Origin of the sequence: Escherichia sp. WS568 (genome assembly GCF_046486085.1) — a bacterium.
Classification (GTDB): domain Bacteria; phylum Pseudomonadota; class Gammaproteobacteria; order Enterobacterales; family Enterobacteriaceae; genus Escherichia; species Escherichia coli.
Genome location: NZ_JBJQMC010000034.1, coordinates 13,235 through 33,205 on the forward strand (window position 1 = coordinate 13,235; position 19,971 = coordinate 33,205).

Annotated in this window: 17 protein-coding genes and 2 tRNA genes; 8 read left to right on the plus strand and 11 right to left on the minus strand. The window is 51.6% G+C overall.

The features are described from left to right. Window positions 1-358: 358 nt before the first annotated feature. From ypdA to ACJHWR_RS23640, 3 genes are read left to right on the plus strand one after another with little or no spacing between them, the layout of a single operon-like run. Window positions 359-2,056: a two-component system sensor histidine kinase YpdA gene (gene ypdA, locus ACJHWR_RS23630; RefSeq protein WP_000544359.1), complete on the plus strand. Its 1,698-nt coding sequence runs from the start codon at window positions 359-361 to the stop codon at window positions 2,054-2,056. 14 nt (window positions 2,057-2,070) lie between these two features. Beyond that, window positions 2,071-2,805, plus strand: coding sequence for a two-component system response regulator YpdB (gene ypdB, locus ACJHWR_RS23635; protein ID WP_001298580.1), 735 nt, complete (start codon window positions 2,071-2,073; stop codon window positions 2,803-2,805). A 12-nt stretch (window positions 2,806-2,817) separates the two neighbouring features. Next, window positions 2,818-3,675 (plus strand): AraC family transcriptional regulator, encoded by an 858-nt coding sequence (locus tag ACJHWR_RS23640; RefSeq protein ID WP_000646860.1) that lies wholly within the window; start codon window positions 2,818-2,820, stop codon window positions 3,673-3,675. A gap of 2 nt (window positions 3,676-3,677) precedes the next feature. On the opposite strand, the gene ptsP is transcribed toward ACJHWR_RS23640, so the two are convergent. The 6 genes from ptsP to glk form a co-directional block, all read right to left on the minus strand. After that, window positions 3,678-6,173, minus strand: coding sequence for a phosphoenolpyruvate--protein phosphotransferase (ptsP, locus tag ACJHWR_RS23645; protein WP_000955894.1), 2,496 nt, complete (start codon window positions 6,171-6,173; stop codon window positions 3,678-3,680). A 24-nt stretch (window positions 6,174-6,197) separates the two neighbouring features. Next, window positions 6,198-7,235 carry an aminopeptidase gene (gene ypdE / locus ACJHWR_RS23650; RefSeq protein WP_000366048.1) on the minus strand — a complete coding sequence of 346 codons (1,038 nt, stop codon included), beginning with the start codon at window positions 7,233-7,235 and terminating at the stop codon, window positions 6,198-6,200. After that, the gene (gene ypdF / locus ACJHWR_RS23655; protein WP_000173218.1) at window positions 7,235-8,320 is read right to left on the minus strand and encodes an aminopeptidase; all 1,086 of its coding nucleotides are present in this window, start codon (window positions 8,318-8,320) and stop codon (window positions 7,235-7,237) included. Before ypdF ends, ypdE begins: the two co-directional genes overlap by 1 nt. A 14-nt stretch (window positions 8,321-8,334) precedes the next feature. Further along, window positions 8,335-9,582, minus strand: coding sequence for a PTS fructose transporter subunit IIC (locus tag ACJHWR_RS23660; RefSeq protein ID WP_000985353.1), 1,248 nt, complete (start codon window positions 9,580-9,582; stop codon window positions 8,335-8,337). Between the two features lie 21 nt (window positions 9,583-9,603). Continuing rightward, window positions 9,604-9,930 carry a PTS fructose transporter subunit IIB gene (locus tag ACJHWR_RS23665; RefSeq protein ID WP_000038456.1) on the minus strand — a complete coding sequence of 109 codons (327 nt, stop codon included), beginning with the start codon at window positions 9,928-9,930 and terminating at the stop codon, window positions 9,604-9,606. A 218-nt stretch (window positions 9,931-10,148) separates the two neighbouring features. Beyond that, window positions 10,149-11,114, minus strand: coding sequence for a glucokinase (glk, locus tag ACJHWR_RS23670; RefSeq protein ID WP_000170362.1), 966 nt, complete (start codon window positions 11,112-11,114; stop codon window positions 10,149-10,151). Window positions 11,115-11,317: 203 nt separating this feature from the next. On the opposite strand from glk, the gene ACJHWR_RS23675 reads away from it, so the two are divergent. Continuing rightward, window positions 11,318-12,574, plus strand: coding sequence for an ion channel protein (locus ACJHWR_RS23675; protein ID WP_000903114.1), 1,257 nt, complete (start codon window positions 11,318-11,320; stop codon window positions 12,572-12,574). Window positions 12,575-12,688: 114 nt separating this feature from the next. Next, window positions 12,689-13,015, plus strand: coding sequence for a DUF2502 domain-containing protein YpeC (ypeC, locus tag ACJHWR_RS23680; protein WP_000490072.1), 327 nt, complete (start codon window positions 12,689-12,691; stop codon window positions 13,013-13,015). A 67-nt stretch (window positions 13,016-13,082) separates the two neighbouring features. On the opposite strand, the gene ACJHWR_RS23685 is transcribed toward ypeC, so the two are convergent. Further along, window positions 13,083-14,321, minus strand: coding sequence for an Nramp family divalent metal transporter (locus tag ACJHWR_RS23685; RefSeq protein ID WP_000186369.1), 1,239 nt, complete (start codon window positions 14,319-14,321; stop codon window positions 13,083-13,085). 335 nt (window positions 14,322-14,656) lie between these two features. Between ACJHWR_RS23685 and nupC the strand changes: the two genes are divergently transcribed. After that, entirely contained in the window at window positions 14,657-15,859 is a 1,203-nt protein-coding gene (gene nupC / locus ACJHWR_RS23690; RefSeq protein ID WP_000376337.1) for a nucleoside permease NupC, read from the plus strand. A 48-nt stretch (window positions 15,860-15,907) separates the two neighbouring features. On the opposite strand, the gene ACJHWR_RS23695 is transcribed toward nupC, so the two are convergent. The 3 genes from ACJHWR_RS23695 to ACJHWR_RS23705 all read right to left on the minus strand — a co-directional run bounded on the left by ACJHWR_RS23695 (window position 15,908) and on the right by ACJHWR_RS23705 (window position 18,495). Then, the gene (locus ACJHWR_RS23695) at window positions 15,908-18,097 is read right to left on the minus strand and encodes a sensor domain-containing phosphodiesterase (protein ID WP_012311971.1); all 2,190 of its coding nucleotides are present in this window, start codon (window positions 18,095-18,097) and stop codon (window positions 15,908-15,910) included. Window positions 18,098-18,304: 207 nt separating this feature from the next. Next, window positions 18,305-18,380, minus strand: a tRNA-Ala gene (locus ACJHWR_RS23700). Between the two features lie 39 nt (window positions 18,381-18,419). Further along, window positions 18,420-18,495, minus strand: a tRNA-Ala gene (locus ACJHWR_RS23705). Window positions 18,496-18,715: 220 nt separating this feature from the next. Here ACJHWR_RS23705 and ACJHWR_RS23710 point away from each other — a divergent pair. Both ACJHWR_RS23710 and ACJHWR_RS23715 read left to right on the plus strand, forming a co-directional pair. Next, entirely contained in the window at window positions 18,716-19,075 is a 360-nt protein-coding gene (locus ACJHWR_RS23710) for a YfeC-like transcriptional regulator (RefSeq protein WP_000472028.1), read from the plus strand. 1 nt (window position 19,076) lies between these two features. Then, window positions 19,077-19,469 carry a MerR family transcriptional regulator gene (locus tag ACJHWR_RS23715; RefSeq protein ID WP_000826502.1) on the plus strand — a complete coding sequence of 131 codons (393 nt, stop codon included), beginning with the start codon at window positions 19,077-19,079 and terminating at the stop codon, window positions 19,467-19,469. Between the two features lie 39 nt (window positions 19,470-19,508). Here ACJHWR_RS23715 and ACJHWR_RS23720 read toward each other — a convergent pair. Next, a partial coding sequence (locus ACJHWR_RS23720) for an RNA-guided endonuclease InsQ/TnpB family protein (RefSeq protein WP_175092298.1) occupies window positions 19,509-19,971 on the minus strand: 463 nt, incomplete at its 5' end.

Here is a 19,971-nt window from a genome sequence, read left to right on the forward strand (position 1 = left end):
TTAGCGCCCGGACCGTCCGAGCGACGCTGCCACGATGGTGGCTGTTTTGAAAATAGCCTGATTAATTTCTGTCTGTCCAGCGTTTTAGAACATTTTTATCAATGGTTTTAAATGAGGAACTCCACTTCAAAAACAGGAAATTTATCTACGCTAACAAGAAAATTACCACTCATTTTATTAACATTATAATTTCAATAAATTTACCAACCAGATGTGCATTATCAAGAGATGCATTGCTAATACACCATTTATCTTTCAATCCCCTTTTAAAATTGTGGTTTTTCCTCAAAAACGGCCTGCTGGTCATCAGCCTTCAGGTTACCTATCATAGAGGTTTAATCCTTATTCAGAGTCACCCGTGCACGAAATATTCAACATGCTGCTGGCGGTCTTCGATCGGGCAGCGTTAATGCTTATCTGCCTGTTCTTTCTCATCCGTATCCGCCTGTTTCGCGAACTGTTGCACAAGTCGGCACACTCACCGAAAGAGCTGCTCGCCGTTACCGCCATTTTCTCGCTGTTCGCCCTGTTCAGCACCTGGTCCGGCGTTCCCGTAGAAGGCTCGCTGGTGAACGTACGTATTATCGCGGTGATGTCAGGCGGAATTCTGTTTGGCCCGTGGGTAGGCATTATTACCGGCGTGATCGCAGGTATTCACCGTTATTTAATTGATATCGGCGGCGTGACGGCGATCCCCTGCTTTATCACCAGCATTCTGGCGGGTTGTATATCGGGCTGGATCAACCTGAAAATCCCTAAAGCACAGCGCTGGCGCGTCGGTATTCTCGGCGGCATGTTATGTGAAACGTTGACCATGATTCTGGTGATTGTCTGGGCACCAACTACCGCGTTGGGGATCGATATCGTCTCTAAAATCGGGATTCCAATGATCCTCGGTAGCGTCTGTATCGGCTTTATTGTGCTGCTGGTGCAAAGCGTTGAGGGCGAAAAAGAGGCCAGCGCCGCGCGGCAGGCCAAGCTGGCGCTGGATATTGCCAACAAAACGCTGCCGCTGTTTCGCCATGTCAATAGCGAGTCATTACGCAAGGTCTGCGAAATTATCCGCGATGACATTCACGCCGATGCGGTGGCGATTACTAATACTGATCATGTGCTGGCCTATGTCGGCGTGGGTGAACACAACTATCAGAATGGCGATGACTTCATTAGCCCGACTACCCGACAGGCGATGAATTACGGAAAAATCATCATTAAAAACAATGATGAAGCCCACCGCACACCAGAGATTCATTCCATGCTGGTGATCCCATTGTGGGAGAAAGGCGTTGTGACCGGAACACTGAAAATTTACTACTGCCACGCGCATCAGATTACGTCATCATTACAGGAAATGGCGGTCGGTCTGTCGCAAATCATCTCCACGCAACTGGAGGTTTCGCGTGCCGAGCAGTTACGTGAAATGGCAAATAAGGCAGAGCTTCGCGCGCTGCAAAGCAAAATTAATCCCCATTTTCTGTTTAACGCTCTGAACGCTATTTCATCGTCAATCCGTCTGAATCCGGATACCGCTCGCCAGCTGATCTTTAATCTGTCGCGTTATCTGCGCTATAACATTGAATTAAAAGACGATGAGCAAATCGATATCAAAAAAGAGCTGTATCAAATTAAAGACTATATTGCCATTGAGCAGGCCCGCTTTGGCGACAAGCTGACGGTTATCTATGATATTGATGAAGAGGTGAATTGCTGCATTCCCAGCCTGCTGATCCAGCCGTTGGTGGAGAATGCCATTGTCCACGGTATTCAGCCTTGCAAAGGTAAAGGCGTTGTCACCATCAGCGTTGCAGAGTGCGGTAATCGGGTACGCATTGCGGTGCGAGACACCGGGCACGGCATCGATCCAAAAGTCATTGAGCGGGTCGAAGCGAACGAAATGCCGGGCAATAAAATTGGTCTGCTGAATGTCCATCATCGCGTGAAGTTATTGTATGGCGAGGGGCTGCATATCCGCCGCCTGGAACCAGGAACGGAAATTGCGTTTTACATTCCTAACCAACGCACCCCAGTCGCCTCACAGGCTACGTTATTGCTTTGAGCCGGAGTGATATTGTGAAAGTCATCATTGTTGAAGACGAATTCCTGGCACAACAGGAACTGAGCTGGCTAATTAAAGAGCACAGCCAGATGGAGATTGTCGGCACCTTTGACGACGGTCTGGACGTGTTGAAGTTTTTGCAGCATAACCGCGTCGACGCCATTTTTCTGGATATCAATATTCCGTCGCTGGATGGCGTGTTGCTGGCGCAAAACATCAGCCAGTTCGCCCATAAACCGTTTATTGTGTTTATCACCGCATGGAAAGAACATGCGGTAGAAGCGTTTGAACTGGAGGCGTTTGACTACATTCTCAAACCGTATCAGGAGTCACGCATTACCGGGATGCTACAAAAACTGGAAGCAGCCTGGCAACAACAGCAGACCAGCAGTACGCCTGCCACGACGGTAACGCGTGAGAATGACACCATTAATCTGGTGAAAGATGAGCGAATCATCGTCACGCCAATTAACGATATCTATTACGCCGAAGCGCATGAGAAAATGACCTTTGTCTATACGCGGCGTGAATCCTACGTAATGCCGATGAACATTACCGAGTTTTGCAGCAAGCTGCCGCCGTCGCATTTTTTCCGCTGCCATCGCTCATTTTGTGTCAATCTGAACAAAATCCGCGAGATCGAACCGTGGTTTAATAACACCTACATTCTGCGGCTGAAAGATCTGGATTTTGAAGTGCCGGTCAGCCGCAGCAAAGTTAAAGAATTCCGCCAGTTAATGCATCTTTAATCGGGAACTTTCATGAAAGCACCAGGCTTGCCCGCCGATCAACAATTTTTCGCCGATCTGTTCAGCGGCCTGGTGCTTAACCCGCAACTACTGGGGCGCGTCTGGTTTGCCAGCCAGCCTGCCTCATTGCCAGTGGGCAGTTTATGTATTGATTTTCCCCGTCTGGATATCGTGCTACGCGGCGAATACGGCAATCTGCTGGAAGCAAAGCAGCAACGTATGGTGGAAGGAGAAATGCTGTTTATTCCGGCACGCGCGGCTAATTTACCGGTCAACAACAAACCGGTGATGCTGTTAAGCCTGGTGTTCGCACCGACCTGGCTTGGGTTATCGTTTTACGATAGCCGCACCACGTCGTTGTTGCATCCTGCCCGCCAGATCCAGCTTCCCAGCCTGCAACGCGGCGAAGGTGAAGCGATGCTTACCGCCCTCACCCATCTTAGCCGTTCGCCGCTGGAGCAGAATATCATTCAGCCACTGGTGTTAAGTTTGCTGCATCTTTGCCGCAACGTGGTGAATATGCCACCGGGCAATTCGCAGCCGCGCGGCGATTTTCTCTATCACAGCATTTGTAACTGGGTTCAGGATAATTATGCCCAGCAGCTCACCCGCGAGAGCGTGGCTCAGTTTTTTAATATCACGCCCAATCATCTGTCAAAACTGTTTGCTCAGCATGGAACAATGCGTTTTATCGAGTATGTTCGCTGGGTACGAATGGCAAAGGCAAGGATGATTTTGCAGAAATATCATCTGTCGATTCATGAAGTGGCACAGCGTTGCGGTTTTCCGGACAGCGACTATTTTTGTCGCATTTTCCGGCGTCAGTTTGGCCTGACGCCGGGAGAGTACAGCGCCCGTTTTCAGGGCTAACGTCAGAAGGTTAATTCCGTTTCCAGCAGCGTCAGGATGCTTTGCGCATCTTGCGCGGCGAACAGCGACTGGCGGAAGTTTTTATTCACCAGTTTACGCGCCAGCTGCGAGAAGACTTTCACATGATTCATCCCTTCGTTAGCGCCCAGTGTCAGCATGATCACCAGTTCGACTTCGCCCATTTCTGACTGCCAGTCAACCGGTTTCACCAGCCGGGCAATGCTGATACTGGAATGACGGATCCACTGAGATTTGGTGTGCGGGATCGCTACGCCAAAACCAACGCCGGTGGTAACAATCTCTTCCCGCTGCCAGACATCCTCTTCCAGCTCGAACGGATGTTCAGTGCGCCCGTTAACGCCGAGGTTACCGCACAGGAACTGGATCGCCTGCTCTTTATTGCTAAAAGCCTGATCAACAAAGATATTCTCCAGCGCCAGCAGTGGGCGAACGTCTTCTTCCGGCGTAAAGGCGGTGAGTAACGCTTCAATTTCCTGCGCACTGCGGCATTCACATGCCTGACGCGCCAGTTCCCGACACGCCTCGCTATCCAGTTGACGAAGCTGGCTTTTCACCGCCGGAATGCGCGGGCTACTCATACTCAGCTCGTCCAGGCCCAGCCCAAGCAGTAGCGGAAGATAACGGCTTTCACCGCCCAGTTCACCGCAAATACCTACCCATTTACCCCGCTGATGCGCAGTGGTAACAATCTGCTGCAACATGCGCAGGAACGATGGCGTAATCGGGTTATACAGCGGCGATACGCGCGGGTTATTACGATCGACCGCATACAGATACTGGGTCATATCGTTGGAGCCGATACTGAAGAAATCGACCTCATCGCAGAAGTGATCGATGATGTAGCACACCGACGGCACTTCCACCATGATACCCAGCGTAATCGTCTCTGCATGACGCAGGCAATCGCGCTTAAGCTCAACGATCGCTTTTTGGATCTCGCCCTTCACCCATAAGATCTGATCGAGGCTGTGAACCATCGGGATCATCAACTGGGCGTTGCCGAAACAGGCAGCACGCAAAATCGCCCGCAGTTGAGTGCGGAACAGGCCAGCAAATTCCGGGTAAATACGTACCGCGCGATAGCCGAGGAACGGGTTCTCTTCCTGGGGAATGTTGAGGTAAGGAATGCTTTTATCGCCGCCGATGTCCATCGTGCGGAAGATAATCGGCTTGTCGCCCGCCGCCAGTAGCACCTGCTGGTAGGCTTCAAATTGCTCCTGCTCGTCCGGCGCGCTGTCGCGATCCATATAGAGCATTTCGGTACGAAACAGCCCGACACCTTCCGCGCCGTTGGCAAACGCGCCTGGCGCTTCCAGAGCGGTGCCGATATTCGCCGCAATATCAATACGCTTGTTATCACGGGAATAGGCCAGCTGCGCGGCCGCCTGCGCCTGTTGTTTTTGGCGTTTATCCGCCAGCGTCTGCGCGACCTGATAATAACCGCTCACCGCGTCATTCGGGTTAATCGCCAGCACGCCGCACTGGGCGTCAAGCACTGCAGGTTGCCCGGCATAACGGGCAATCGCATCCAGCGGCAGGCCGCTCAGTACCGGGATCGCCGAAGCGCGGGCCAGGATCAGGGTATGCGAGGTGCGCCCGGTTTTCTCCAGAATCATGCCCGCAAGATTTTTTAAATCGAGGCTCAAAAACTGGCTTGGGGTTAAATCTTCAGCCACCAGAATAGTCGGTTTTTCCAGCACCAGATTGTTGCGCGGTTTCAGTTCCGGCCAGGTGATATGCAGTAACTGTTCGCTGATATCGCGAATGTCGCTGACCCGCTCGCGCAGATAATCGCTGGCAGAAGCAGATAGTTTGGCGCAAACCTGCTCCATATTGCTGATGATCGCCGCCCCCAGCCCCTGATGCTGTTCTGCCATCAGGCGACGGATATTGCCTGCAAATTCATCATCCTGGATCAGCGACAAATGGGCGCTGAGGATAGTTTTGCTTTCGCCGTCACGCTCGCGCAGTTGCTGGTTCAGTTGCTCGGCAAGCGTTGCCAGGCTGTGCTCCAGCCGGGTGGAGTCTTGCGCACTGGCCGGGATGGCCCGATAACTGTCGAGGCTGTCGCTCTGTAACAGGGTCAGCGTACCCACGCCGACGCCGCTTGCCAGCACATTGCCGTACAGTAAATCCGGGTTCAGACGGCTTAATGAACGCGGCAGCGGATGCGCTGTCAGTTCTGCCTGCGTTGGCTGGACGCTGTCGCTGTCGATAAAGCGCACCTGGATGTACTCTTCCAGCACGCGCCGCGCCTGCTCTTCATCGCTGCCGCTAATGTTCAGGCTGCAACTGTCATTAAATAGGGTGCCGGTGCCAATCAGCGCCAGCGAGCTTTTCGCATCTGCCTTTGCGTTCTGGCGATGGTTGATGAAGGTGATTTCGCTTTGCCACTGGCTGCACTGTTCTTTAAGTTCCCACGCCGGACGAGCATGCAGACCGTTAGGCAGAGGACAGAGAAATTGAATCGTTAGCATAACCGCTCCGGGTTAATCAGGAGATCATCTGAAATCCGTCAGTTGAACAACCGTCTCACGCGTAAGACGTTGAATAAGGGCAGATAAAAGTTGCTGCATCTGCAAAATGTCGCGACAATCGGCAATCGATGCCGCGCAATGTCCGTGGCGGGTGGCTGGCCCCATCACCACTGTGGGTACGCCAGTGCCGGTTAAATGCACCGCTCCACCGTCCGTGCCGCCGTTGCTGAACATATCTGCCTGTAACGGCACGCCAATTTCTGCCGCCACGGTTTCAATCCACGCGGTAAGTTTTGGCGGCGCAATCAGCGATTTATCGCTTAACACCAGCATCGGCCCGTTACCAATCTGACGATGGTTAGCCGCGCCATAATCAAAGTTTTTCGCCCAGCAGGCGGTATCAAGCACAATGGCGACATCCGGCGACACCGCGCGGGTGGCAGTTTGCCCGCCGCGTAATCCCACCTCTTCGCTGGAACTTGCCACCAGCCATACTTCCGCAGGCAGTTCGGCGTCGTGCAGCTCACGTAGTAACGTCACCAGCAGGTAGCAACCGAGGCGGTCATCAAAGGCTTTCCCCATCACCCGCTGGTGAGGGAGAACCTGAAAAGTGGTATCGAAGGTGACGCGATCGCCTGGACGAATTCCCGCCTGCATCACTTCGTCACACGAGCGCGCGCCAATGTCCACGCGCATGGTGCTGACGTCATTCCCCTGCCGGTCGCCGTCAAGCAGGCCAGGTATTTTGCACTCTTCACGGGTGGTGATGCGCACCGGCTGAAGCTGTCGGGCAGCCATGCGCACGTTGCCAACTGGCAGCACATCAATCGCCCCTTCGCGGGAGATGCTGCGCACCATAAATCCCACTTCATCCATATGTGCACAGATCATCACCTTCGGACCTGTCGATTCATTGAGGCGGATCAGCACCGATCCCAGGCCGTCAAATCGCACTTCTTTTTGCAGGCGATCCGCTTCTTCCAGCAGGATCTGCCGTACTTCCTGTTCCGAGGAGGCGATCGCATCTGCCTCGCTCAACGCTTTTAATAGCGATAAATCCATTATGCCTCTCCCGTGAGCAACACTGTTTTCGGCATGGCGTAGAGCACTTCTGCGCCTTGCGGGGTGACCAGCACAACATCTTCGATGCGCACGCCCCCTTGCCCTGGCAAATAAATCCCCGGCTCCACGGTCAGTAACATGCCTGGCTGTAGCGTCGTGGTGTCCCGCGGTGAAAAACGCGGACCTTCATGGACTTCAATGCCGATAGCATGACCGGTGTTATGACCGAAATAGTCGCCAAATCCAGCCTCGGTAATCACCCGGCGCGCGGCGTCGTCAACCTGCTGGCAGCGCACGCCGGGGCGAATCGCGGAGATTGCCGCGAGCTGTGCCTGCAAAACAATCTGATAGACGTCAAACAGCGGGTGAGATTCGGCGCTCACCCCTTCGCCATTCACCAGCAAGGTGCGCGTCATATCAGAGCAGTAGCCCTGATACAGCGCACCAAAATCAAGAGTGACAAACTCGCCCGCTGCAACAATCTTGTCGCTGGCTTTGCCGTGCGGCAGCGCCCCACGCCAGCCGCTGGCGACAATGGTATCGAAAGAGGCTTTTTCTGCGCCCTGCTGGCGCATAAACCACTCCAGTTCAGCGGCTATCTCGCGCTCGCTCATTCCCGCCTGAATAAAGCGGCGAATATGCTCTGCACCGCGATCGGCAATCCCACAGGCGAGGCGGATTTTCTCCACCTCCTCTGGCGTTTTGATTTGCCGCAGCACATCCGGCGTGGCGCTTACCAGTTTCGCATTGAGTTCAGACTGCCAGCGGTGCGCGGTTTCCCAACTCACCTGCTGGCCTTCAAAACCGAGCGTTTTTAACTGCTCATCGGCAATGATTTGCCTGGCGATGGTTGCAAGCGTGTGCGTCGCGTCAAGCAAATGCAGCTGGTAGCCTTGCGTGCGGGCTTCTACATCCGCGTAATAGCGCGAGTCCACCAGAATGTGCGCACTTTCACGGCTAATCAGCACATAGCCTGATCCGGTGGAGATCCCCAGATGCGGCTGTTTGTTCTGCCGTGAGGAGAGAAGCACCGCATCCAGTTGTTGCGCCTTAAGCCAGTCGCGCAGCGAAGCGAGTAATGTCATCAGGATTGTCCTTCTTACAGGCTATCGATTAACAATTTGCCTTTGCGGAACATCATCAGACGCAGGAACACCACCATCAGCGCAGTAATGACTGCTCCCAGCGCGATCCCCGCCATATAGACGCCGAGGTTAGTGACCAGCGGCCATGCCCAGATAGCGGACTCCGGGAACCATTGCACTGCGCCCAGCCAGACTGCAGCGGTTGAGCCGACAATCGCGCCAACCATATAGGACGGAATGGCGGTGATGGGACTTTCCAGTGCAAACGGAATCGCACCTTCACTGATCCCCATAAACGCCAGGAACATGGCGGTTTTACCCTGCGGATAAAGCTGAGCACTGAACAGACGTTTGCCGGTTAAACGGCGGTCGATAATGGTCGCCAGACCCAGACCAATCGGCGGAATAACAATAGCGATGGAACGCGCGGTAACCGGTAATACGTGGTCAGTGGTAAAGCTGAAGGCAACGAAACCAGCTGCTTTGTTGATCGGGCCACCAAGGTCGATTGCTGTCGCCGCGGCGATCCCCATCGCGTACATCAGCGCGCCCTTCTCACCTGCGGCAGTCAGCACGGTACGGATACCGCCGTTGATCCAGCCACCAAAGGGGGTGATGACGTAGTACATCGCCAGCATGACAAAAATGGCGGAAAGAATCGGTAGCAAAAATGTGGTTTTGAACGCTAACAGGAAATCCGGTAACTGGATTTTCTGGTTCATCCACTTCACAAGGTAACCAGCAACGATAGAAATAATCAGGGCACCAATGAAGGTGGACGGTACCGGCGAAGAGGTCGCCCATTGCATAGTGCTGGGATCGAAGTTCAGCAGTTGCGTCGGCTGGGTAGACATCAACCCACCGATAAAACCAGCCGGGAACGCCAGTTTGCCACCGATAGAGTTCGCCACAAATGCAGCAAACATCGGAATGGCAAAACCAAACAACACGCCGCCGAAGGACTGCGACAACCAGGCAAATTTCAGTAAGGAGAGGTCGAAACCGGAGAATTTCCCGCTATTAAGAGCATCCATGATGCCGATATCAGCAGGAATTTTAAGCCAGCTATAAGCAATCAGCTGGCTGAAAGCGAGGATCACACCGCCCATAATTAAGGTCGGCACCATGCGTGAAATCCCTGACATCACATGCTGCGGGAGTTCACCCCAGAAGCTGGTTTTAGAGGCCTGCGGATTCTTAACTGCCGCTGCCGCACCGGATGCGCCAGGCACAACGGTTGCACTGCGTTTTTTAATGGCCATAACAATTATCCCTGTCGAATATTACTGTTGTTCAGAGGCAATCATCTCTTCGATTTCTTTGATGATGCCCGCAGCGTTTTTAATTGCGTCCTGCAAAGTGATTTCATAAACGTCGCGTGATTCGAAACGTTCGTTATCTTCCGGGGTAACCGCCACGGAGTGGATGATGATGGTCGCTTCGGCGATATCCTGCGCGGTCAGGCGATTCTGGATGCCGTCCGCGCCCTGAGTTTCAATTTTCACTTCATAGCCTGCTTCCACCGCCGCTTCTTCCAGCGCCTGGGCTGCCATAAAGGTGTGAGCCAGACCCATCGGGCAGGCACATAAAGCAATCAGTTTCTTACTCATCGTTAATTCCTCGTTCAGTGATAGTTGACGAGTGAAATTATGAACGTGCAAAACAAATCGCCGTTACCAGACAAATAATGCATTTACTGGAGAATTAATCCCGCTGTACGGAAGTGTGACGCAGGTCGGCCTTGTGAGGTGACACAAAGAAAAATTGAATTAACTGTATGATTTAAAAGATTATCGGGAGAGTTATCTCCCGATTTGACAGGAAGGATTTACAGAATGTGGCCTAAGGTCTGGCGTAAATGTGCGCCGGAACCGAGAAGGCCCGGATTGTCATGGACGATGAGATACACCGGAATATCATGGACATATTCTTTAAAGCGCCCTTTATCTTCAAATGCGGCACGGAAACCAGAGGCTTTGAAGAACTCAAGGAAGCGCGGCACGATACCACCGGCAATAAACACGCCGCCAAATGTCCCGAGATTGAGCGCCAGATTGCCGCCAAAACGGCCCATAATGACGCAAAACAGCGACAACGCGCGGCGGCAATCGGTGCAGCTGTCAGCCAGCGCGCGTTCGGTAATATCTTTTGGCTTGAGATTTTCTGGCAGGCGGTTGTCGGCTTTAACAATTGCGCGATACAAATTCACCAGCCCAGGGCCAGAAAGCACGCGCTCTGCCGAAACATGACCAATTTCTGCACGCAGTATTTCGAGGATAATGCCCTCTTCTTCACTATTCGGCGCAAAATCAACGTGACCGCCTTCGCCTGGCAAGCTTACCCAACGCTTATCGACATGGACCAGATGCGCAACCCCTAGCCCCGTTCCGGCACCGTAAACCGCAATAGGCTTACCTTCTACCGGTTCTGCGCCACCAAACTGAATCAGATGCTCTTTTTTCAGCATCGGGATCGCCATCGATACAGCAGTAAAATCGTTAATAATTTCCAGATAGCTAAAACCGAGATTCTTTTTCATTTCGGCAATTGAGAACGCCCAGGTATGGTTGGTCATTGCCACCCAGTCACCGGTAATTGGGCAAGCGATGGCAATACAGCCGTCTTTCACCTCGACCTTATGTTCTTCAAGATAAACGCGAATGACCGCTTCGAGGCTGGGGTAATCAAGCCCTGAATAGGTCTTAGCCTGCGAGATTTCACCACTGGCAATATCACACAGAGCAAGACGTGCGTTGGTGCCGCCCACATCACCGACTAATGCATACTTTGTCATTCTTCAACTGCTCCGCTAAAGTCAAAATAATTCTTTCTCACACTGTAAATACCTGGGGGCATAACAACAACGCCGGAAAGGCAGGCTCCCTGTAAATATCGATCTGGGTCACACAATTACTTTATCGTTTCAGCACCAATTGCAGCGATGCCTTTTTGCAAGCTGGGCAAACTAAGTATCTGACCCCGCATAAGGAATAGAACATGCTCCATCCGCGAGCCAGAACCATGTTGTTATTATCGCTCCCCGCCGTGGCAATTGGGATTGCGTCCAGTCTTATTCTGATTGTGGTGATGAAAATCGCCTCGGTATTACAGAATTTGCTCTGGCTACGACTGCCGGGAACTCTGGGGATAGCCCAGGATTCACCTTTCTGGATCATCGCCATATTAACGCTAACAGGTATTGCGGTGGGGTTGGTTATCCGTTTCAGCCAGGGGCATGCTGGACCAGACCCCGCCTGTGAACCGCTGATCGGCGCGCCGGTTCCGCCCTCTGCGCTACCAGGACTTATCGTAGCATTAATTCTCGGTCTTGCTGGCGGCGTCAGCCTGGGGCCGGAACATCCGATCATGACCGTCAATATCGCCCTTGCGGTTGCGATAGGTGCTCGTCTGTTACCGCGCGTCAATCGGATGGAGTGGACTATTTTAGCCTCTGCCGGAACCATCGGCGCGCTGTTTGGCACACCTGTTGCGGCGGCGTTGATATTTTCGCAAACCTTAAATGGCAGTAGTGAAGTCCCGCTATGGGATCGTCTCTTTGCGCCGTTAATGGCGGCGGCGGCTGGTGCGCTAACCACCGGATTGTTTTTCCATCCTCATTTTTCACTGCCCATTGCGCATTATGGGCAGATGGAGATGACCGATATTCTCAGCGGTGCAATTGTGGCGGCGATTGCCATCGCAGCAGGGATGGTTGCCGTATGGTGTCTGCCACGGTTGCACGCGATGATGCATCAGATTAAAAATCCGGTGCTAATGCTGGGAGTGGGCGGATTTATTCTCGGTATTCTGGGGGTTATTGCTGGACCAGTTTCGCTATTTAAAGGGCTGGATGAGATGCAGCAGATGGTGGCAAATCAGGCTTTCAGCACCAGCGATTACTTTTTGCTGGCCGTGATTAAACTTGCCGCTCTCGTGGTTGCTGCCGCCAGCGGCTTTCGCGGTGGGCGAATATTCCCGGCAGTGTTTGTCGGGGTGGCATTAGGGTTGATGCTGCATGAGCACGTTCCCGCCGTTCCAGCGGCAATAACCGTTTCCTGCGCTATTCTCGGCATCGTGCTGGTGGTAACACGCGATGGCTGGTTAAGTCTTTTTATGGCGGCAGTCGTTGTACCCAATACCACATTGCTACCGCTGCTCTGTATCGTCATGCTTCCGGCATGGCTGTTATTAGCAGGTAAGCCGATGATGATGGTCAATCGTCCGAAGCAACAGCCACCCCACGATAACGTTTAGCAAAAAATGCTCTCCTTTATGATTTAAGAGTTATGGCGATGATACGGGGCTTTACCTCCCCGTAATATTGCGTTAACAGGCCGCTGACGGCTTCGATCGTGAAGGAGAATAACAATGTTCAGGTCACTGTTTCTGGCGGCCGCCCTGATGGCATTTACCCCGCTTGCGGCAAACGCAGGTGAAATCACCCTACTGCCATCAATCAAATTACAAATTGGCGATCGCGATCATTACGGTAATTACTGGGACGGTGGTCACTGGCGCGACCGTGACTACTGGCATCGCAATTATGAATGGCGTAAGAACCGCTGGTGGCGTCATGATAATGGCTACCACCGTGGCTGGGATAAGCGTAAAGCGTATGAGCGTGGCTATCGTGAAGGCTGGCGCGATCGTGATGATCATCGCGGAAAAGGCCGCGGACATGGACATCGCCATTAAACACGTAGGGCGGATAAGGCGTTTTACGCCGCATCCGCCAGTGATGCCTGCTCCGACACCAGTTCCACTACAATCCCAGTGCCGTTCCCACTAACAACCAAATATTCAGCGCCACTACCAGCACCACAATCACCCAGCCTGTCTGTTTTACGCGTTTGCTGTTCACCAGATCGCCCATCAACTTACTGTCACTGGTAAAAATTAGTAGTGGAACCAGCGCCAGAGCGATACCAAAACTTAACAGCACCTGACTCATAACCAGAATCCGTGTCGGATCTAATCCCATCAGAATGACAATAAATGACGGCAACATGGTAACAGTGCGACGCACCCACAGCGGGATATGAAAACGAATGAAGCCCTGCATCACTACCTGCCCCGCCAGTGTCCCCACCACCGTCGACGAAAGCCCCGCAGCCACCAGACTTAAACCAAAAACCGTTGCCGCAGCATGGCTTAACAACGGTTGCAGCGTCAGATAAGCCTCATCAAGATCGGCAACGCCAGTATGACCGGAAAAGTGGAACGCCGCCGCAGCCGTAGCCATCATCGCCAGATTGACAAAACCGGCAATCGTCATGGCGATAGCCACATCCCATTTGGTGGCGGAATAACGTTGTTGACGCGAACCACCATGTAAATGCTGAGTCAGCGAAGAGTGCAAATAAATCACGTGCGGCATAATCGTCGCCCCCAACACACCTGCCGCCAGGAAGACTGCCTCCGAGGTGGGTAAACTCGGGATTACCATTCCTTTACCCAGTTGCGCCAGGTTAGGTTGGGAGAAAATCAACTCGACAATGTAAGCCGCAGCAACAAACAGCAGTAACCCGCCAATTACTTTCTCCAGCGGTTTTTGCCCTCGACGTTGCAGCATTAAAATCAGGAAAGTCGCGATCCCCGTCAGCACCGCGCCCTGCAACAGCGAAACACCCAGAATGAGTTTAAAACCGATCGCCGCACCAATAAATTCTGCCAGGTCGGTTGCCATCGCAATGATTTCTGCCTGAACCCAATAGAACCACACTACGGGACGCGGATAGTGATCGCGAATCTGCTCCGCCAGGTTTTTACCGGTGGCAATCCCCAGTTTGGCAGACAGTATCTGAATCAGCATCGCCATCAGGTTGGCCCAAACGACAACCCACAGTAGCTGATAGCCGAAGCTGGCCCCGGCCTGAATATTGGTCGCAAAGTTACCAGGATCGATATAACCAATCGCCGCAATGAACGCAGGTCCCATTAATGCGAGCCTCATCTTGCGCGCCGCCCGTCCGCTGCTACTCTCAACGCGATAGTTAGTCATCTTGTGCCTCTAAAACATAGCCTTTGCTATGTTTCATGCTATGTCAAACGAGAATGATTATCAAATTCATTTAAGTGGATTGTGATGATTTCTTTGATAGACCAGAATTATGACGACGAAAAGATTGATGACTTGAATGTTGTGATTATGTTTAATGTTAGCACATTTACATAACTTTCAGCTTCCATACACAACATAGCAGAAATGTATGACAGCTCACTATTTTTGAAGCTTGTCACAGGACGTCATTATAGTGTGTGTCAGATCTCGTTTTCCTTAACCATGTTACATAGAATGTGCACGGAAATTTAACCTGCCTCATATTTGGAGCAAATATGGACCGCGTCCTTCATTTTGTACTGGCACTTGCCGTTGTTGCGATTCTCGCACTGCTGGTAAGCAGCGACCGCAAAAAAATTCGTATCCGTTATGTTATTCAACTGCTTGTTATCGAAGTGTTACTGGCGTGGTTCTTCCTGAACTCCGACGTTGGTTTAGGCTTCGTGAAAGGCTTCTCCGAAATGTTCGAAAAACTGCTCGGATTTGCCAACGAAGGGACTAACTTCGTCTTTGGTAGCATGAATGATCAAGGCCTGGCATTCTTCTTTCTGAAAGTGCTGTGCCCAATCGTCTTTATCTCTGCATTGATCGGTATTCTCCAGCACATTCGCGTGTTGCCAGTGATTATCCGCGCAATTGGTTTCCTGCTTTCCAAAGTCAACGGTATGGGCAAACTGGAATCCTTTAACGCCGTCAGCTCCCTGATTCTGGGTCAGTCTGAAAACTTTATTGCCTATAAAGATATCCTCGGCAAAATCTCCCGCAATCGTATGTACACCATGGCAGCAACGGCGATGTCCACCGTGTCGATGTCCATCGTTGGTGCATACATGACCATGCTGGAGCCGAAATATGTCGTTGCGGCGCTGGTACTGAACATGTTCAGCACCTTTATCGTGCTGTCGCTGATCAACCCTTACCGTGTTGATGCCAGTGAAGAAAACATTCAGATGTCCAACCTGCACGAAGGTCAGAGCTTCTTCGAAATGCTGGGTGAATACATTCTGGCAGGTTTCAAAGTTGCCATTATCGTTGCCGCAATGCTGATCGGCTTTATCGCCCTGATCGCCGCGCTGAACGCACTGTTTGCTACCGTGACTGGCTGGTTTGGCTACAGCATCTCCTTCCAGGGCATCCTGGGCTACATCTTCTATCCGATTGCATGGGTGATGGGTGTTCCTTCCAGTGAAGCACTGCAAGTGGGCAGTATCATGGCGACCAAACTGGTTTCCAACGAGTTCGTTGCGATGATGGATCTGCAGAAAATTGCTTCCACGCTCTCTCCGCGTGCTGAAGGCATCATCTCTGTGTTCCTGGTTTCCTTCGCTAACTTCTCATCAATCGGGATTATCGCAGGTGCAGTTAAAGGCCTGAATGAAGAGCAAGGTAACGTGGTTTCTCGCTTCGGTCTGAAACTGGTTTACGGCTCTACCCTGGTGAGTGTGCTGTCTGCGTCAATCGCAGCACTGGTGCTGTAAGACCATACATAAAAAAGCCGGGGATAATTCCCCGGTTTTTTACGCCTGTTAATCAGCTAATGGCTGCGGGCGACCAATCAAATACCCTTGCAGATATTGCACCCCGAGCTTATGCAATAGCGCCTGCTGCTGTTGCGTCTCGACAAACTCCGCGACCACACTCAATGACTTCGCTTTCGCCAGATCGGTAATTGATCTCACAATCATCGCATCCAGCGTATTCGTGACGATATCTTTCACAAAGACACCATCAATTTTGATGATATCAGCCTGCAAACGCTTTAACCGTTCGTAGTTGGCATAGCCGGTGCCAAAGTCATCAATCGCAATCCGGAAACCAAACTTATGCAGTTGCTCGATGTTGTACATGCTGCTTTCTGCGTTAGAAAACGCCTGCTCCTCGGTGATCTCAAGAATGACCGCCTGCGGGGAGATGTGATAACGCTTAAACAGACGAATAATCCGCCCGGCGATATTTTTTTGCAGCAGCGTGAGCGGCATTAAATTGACTGAAAAGCGCGGACCTTTTTTGTCGCAAGGGTGTGTTGCCAGCCACTTCAACAAGGATTCCAGCACTTGCAAATCAAAACGCGCGCTAAGGTTAAACTGAGCAATAAGGGGCAGAAACTTATCCGGGGTCATAATGCCGCCGTCATATTTCAGTCGCGCGAGGATCTCATCATAACCTTCACCCTCTTTGTTGCGAATTGGCTGGGCGTAGAGCAGCAAATCGCCCTGATCTAATGCAGTACGAATGGTATTCAGCAATAGCACCTGTTTAGTGGTCTGCCCGGAAACCATCTCCTCTCTGCTATCCAGCGCCAGCACATGATGATGAGCGCAGGATTGTTCCGCCAGCCAGCTTAACTGCCCCAACAAGGGTTGCAGGGTTTCCTGATTTCCATCAAAACGCCCCCAGGCAGCACCATAGCCCATATCCAGCCCGGTATTGTTCCAGTGAATTTGCCGACTATTCAGGATGTTAACCATATGCTGGAGTCGCCCTTCCGTTTCCGGCCCGCTCAGCACTATCAGCAGTTCACTACCCGGCAATTGATACAACTTTTCGTTTTCCTGCATCAACGGCAGCAGCGTACGGTAAATTGAGCGGATACAGTGAACGCGCATCATTAAGCCGTAATGACGACTCATAAACTCAAGATTATCAATGCGCAGGCAGCAAAAACTCTTGCCCGCCTCTTGCTCCGGCGCTTGCTCCAACGCACGAAAGTTGGGTAGAAGCGTTAACGGATCGGTCAGCGCCTGCAAATGCCAGCGGCGGTTAAGCCATTCACTACGATGATAAATACGCACCATATAGAGCAGGCAAACACTAAAGGAAATCAGTACTGCGAGAATAAATGCCAGCGAATATTCGGTTAGTACCCCTTGCAAAAAGTTCTGGTTGTAATTCAGAAGGCAAAGCGTTGAAACAGCCCAGGTGAGATTTAAAAACGGATAGCGAAGCTTACCGACACCGAGGGTAAAGATGATAAAGAAAACAGGTACCAGGTAACCGGCAATAAAGTCATTTTCATACGGTGTGCACATCAGAAGTAGCAGCACGCTAAGAGCTGCCAGCCAGCTTAAGGTAAATGCGCGTTTCTCTTTGCTCAACGACGGAGCGATATCCCTACGCCACAATATCTGTGCAAAGTGGGGACTTACAATCATGCGGGTGAGATAGTAAAAAAGCATGTTGTAAATCAGCACTGCGGTGAAAAGGCTTAGCAAATCAACGACCGTGAAAATGGCATCCGCATCGCCGAAAAAGGTAGATATCTTTAGCGGAAAATCAAAGAAATTTCCCACAAGATACATGCTGCATTTGATGCCAATCGGCGCCACCAAACCAAGCCAGAACAGACGTTGCCAGACATATCGGCTGGTCAATCCATAACGCCAACGCGTCCCCAGCTGCCAGCGTAATATTGCGCAGGCACACAACACAACAAACGTCTGGCTGCCGAGCATGACCGCGGTCTGTAAAAAAGAGAGATGAAAGTTCCACAGATTGGTGCAAAACATCCCGCATAAAACGGGAACGACACCGCGCCAGCCAAAGATAAACAAGATTGACAGCATTACGCACAGTGGCATCCACGCCAGAAAGATATAACTGGAATGGATAATGGCAAGTGGCGAAATAAAACGGGATAGCTGAATAAGTACCACGGTGAGCGTAAACGCTAGTGTGAATATCTTGATATTTTTTATCAGGTTATGCTCCACAAACATGAGTACACTACTCTCACTGATCGGGGTTTTCAGGCACACAAATAATAAGTTTATTCGCATCGCGAAGCAAACAGGGGTCAGCCTGTTGCCGATTTTTCATCCAATGATGCTTTCACCAGGCGCCGCTAACCCGGACGTAGACTGTATTACAAAAGCGGCAAAAAGCAGAGACAAAAAACCCCCGCTTTACAGCGAGGGTTTGAAATTTGGTGGAGCTAAGCGGGATCGAACCGCTGACCTCTTGCATGCCATGCAAGCGCTCTCCCAGCTGAGCTATAGCCCCACGATGCGTTTACGTACAAATTTTGCTGGGTGCAAAATTTGGTGGAGCTAAGCGGGATCGAACCGCTGACCTCTTGCATGCCATGCAAGCGCTCTCCCAGCTGAGCTATAGCCCCGTCACGTAAAGCTTGTCGAGTTGACGGGCGGCATCATATGAATTCCGCCCGAATGTGTCAACGGCAAATTGCAACGTGTAGTTTCAATCGCTGAAAAATCAGGCAAATGAACAATTTTGGAAAACCGCTCGCATTCAGTAGTTATTCATGTCACGGTTTCCTGTAAAGTGGTGTTATAAAATGAACTACTAATAGACCCACATACATTCAGGGAATTGTTATGTTCAAGGAGAGGATGACGCCAGATGAACTTGCCAGACTGACCGGCTATAGCCGCCAGACCATTAATAAATGGGTACGCAAGGAAGGCTGGACAACGTCACCAAAACCAGGCGTCCAGGGTGGCAAAGCCCGACTGGTTCACGTCAATGAACAGGTTCGTGAATATATTCGCAATGCTGAACGTCCGGAAAGTCAGGGAGAAACGCCTGCCCTGTCTGGTGATGCGCCGCTTGAAGTGTTGCTGGTGACACTGGCGAAAGAGATGACGCCAGTTGAACAAAAACAGTTTACATCCTTGCTTCTGCGGGAAGGGATTATCGGATTATTACAACGCTTAGGGATTCGCGATAGCAAATAATATGAAAAGATTACGCAATAAAATGACCACCGAAGAACTGGCTGAATGCCTCGGTGTGGCTAAACAAACTGTTAACCGTTGGATCAGAGAAAAAGGCTGGAAAACGGAAAAATTTCCCGGCGTGAAAGGCGGTCGTGCCAGACTTATTCTGGTCGATACGCAAGTTTGCGAGTTTATTCAGAACACGCCAGCCTTCCATAACACGCCGATGCTTCTGGAAGCCGAAGAACCCCTTGCCGAATACGCACCGGGGATTCGCACTCCTGCTTATCGGCAAATCATCAGCGCAATAGACAACATGACTCACAGTGAGCGGGAAAAAGTTGCGCAATTTTTGTCACGCGAAGGAATTCGTAATTTCCTTGCTCGTCTCGACATAGATGAATCAGCTTGACATCCTCCACGCCCTGAAGGACGAGGATCCCTGCTACGTTCAGGCTGTCGCCTGAATCATTTCGGTGGGTTCCTGCTTCAACGGGCGGCCTGACTGCACCATCTCTCCACAGGCAAGAACGGCGTGCCCCGCCGCTAAAATGTTACGAGCGCCGTTTACATCGGCGTTCGCTGTATATCCACATACCTGGAATCTGAATTTACTTTGTGACAGGCGATTTTCTTTCGCTGTATGACCACAGCACGCGCAACGCTGGCTTGTGTACGCTGGCGGAACAGCAAGCACCTGACCGCCACGCCAGAGCTGCTTGTACTCAAGCTGGCGGCGCATTTCATACCAGCCCTGATTCAGTATCGAACGGTTTAAACCTGATTTTGCCCGGACATTGCGCCCCGGCTGGCTGACCGTACCCGCTGCTGACTTTGACATGTTGCTGACCTTCAAATCCTCAATGACTATCATTGCGTGGTTTTTGCTGACGGTCGTTGTGACTTTGTGAAGG

Coding starts and splice junctions, on each gene's coding strand:
- ACJHWR_RS23685 (WP_000186369.1), bottom strand. CDS start 14,321: ATGACTAACTATCGCGTTGAGAGTAGCAGCGGACGGGCGGCGCGCAAG.
- nupC (WP_000376337.1), top strand. CDS start 14,657: ATGGACCGCGTCCTTCATTTTGTACTGGCACTTGCCGTTGTTGCGATT.
- ypdF (WP_000173218.1), bottom strand. CDS start 8,320: ATGACATTACTCGCTTCGCTGCGCGACTGGCTTAAGGCGCAACAACTG.
- ACJHWR_RS23715 (WP_000826502.1), top strand. CDS start 19,077: ATGAAAAGATTACGCAATAAAATGACCACCGAAGAACTGGCTGAATGC.
- ACJHWR_RS23695 (WP_012311971.1), bottom strand. CDS start 18,097: ATGTTTGTGGAGCATAACCTGATAAAAAATATCAAGATATTCACACTA.
- ACJHWR_RS23675 (WP_000903114.1), top strand. CDS start 11,318: ATGCTCCATCCGCGAGCCAGAACCATGTTGTTATTATCGCTCCCCGCC.
- ACJHWR_RS23640 (WP_000646860.1), top strand. CDS start 2,818: ATGAAAGCACCAGGCTTGCCCGCCGATCAACAATTTTTCGCCGATCTG.
- ACJHWR_RS23665 (WP_000038456.1), bottom strand. CDS start 9,930: ATGAGTAAGAAACTGATTGCTTTATGTGCCTGCCCGATGGGTCTGGCT.
- glk (WP_000170362.1), bottom strand. CDS start 11,114: ATGACAAAGTATGCATTAGTCGGTGATGTGGGCGGCACCAACGCACGT.
- ypeC (WP_000490072.1), top strand. CDS start 12,689: ATGTTCAGGTCACTGTTTCTGGCGGCCGCCCTGATGGCATTTACCCCG.
- ACJHWR_RS23710 (WP_000472028.1), top strand. CDS start 18,716: ATGTTCAAGGAGAGGATGACGCCAGATGAACTTGCCAGACTGACCGGC.
- ypdE (WP_000366048.1), bottom strand. CDS start 7,235: ATGGATTTATCGCTATTAAAAGCGTTGAGCGAGGCAGATGCGATCGCC.
- ptsP (WP_000955894.1), bottom strand. CDS start 6,173: ATGCTAACGATTCAATTTCTCTGTCCTCTGCCTAACGGTCTGCATGCT.
- ACJHWR_RS23660 (WP_000985353.1), bottom strand. CDS start 9,582: ATGGCCATTAAAAAACGCAGTGCAACCGTTGTGCCTGGCGCATCCGGT.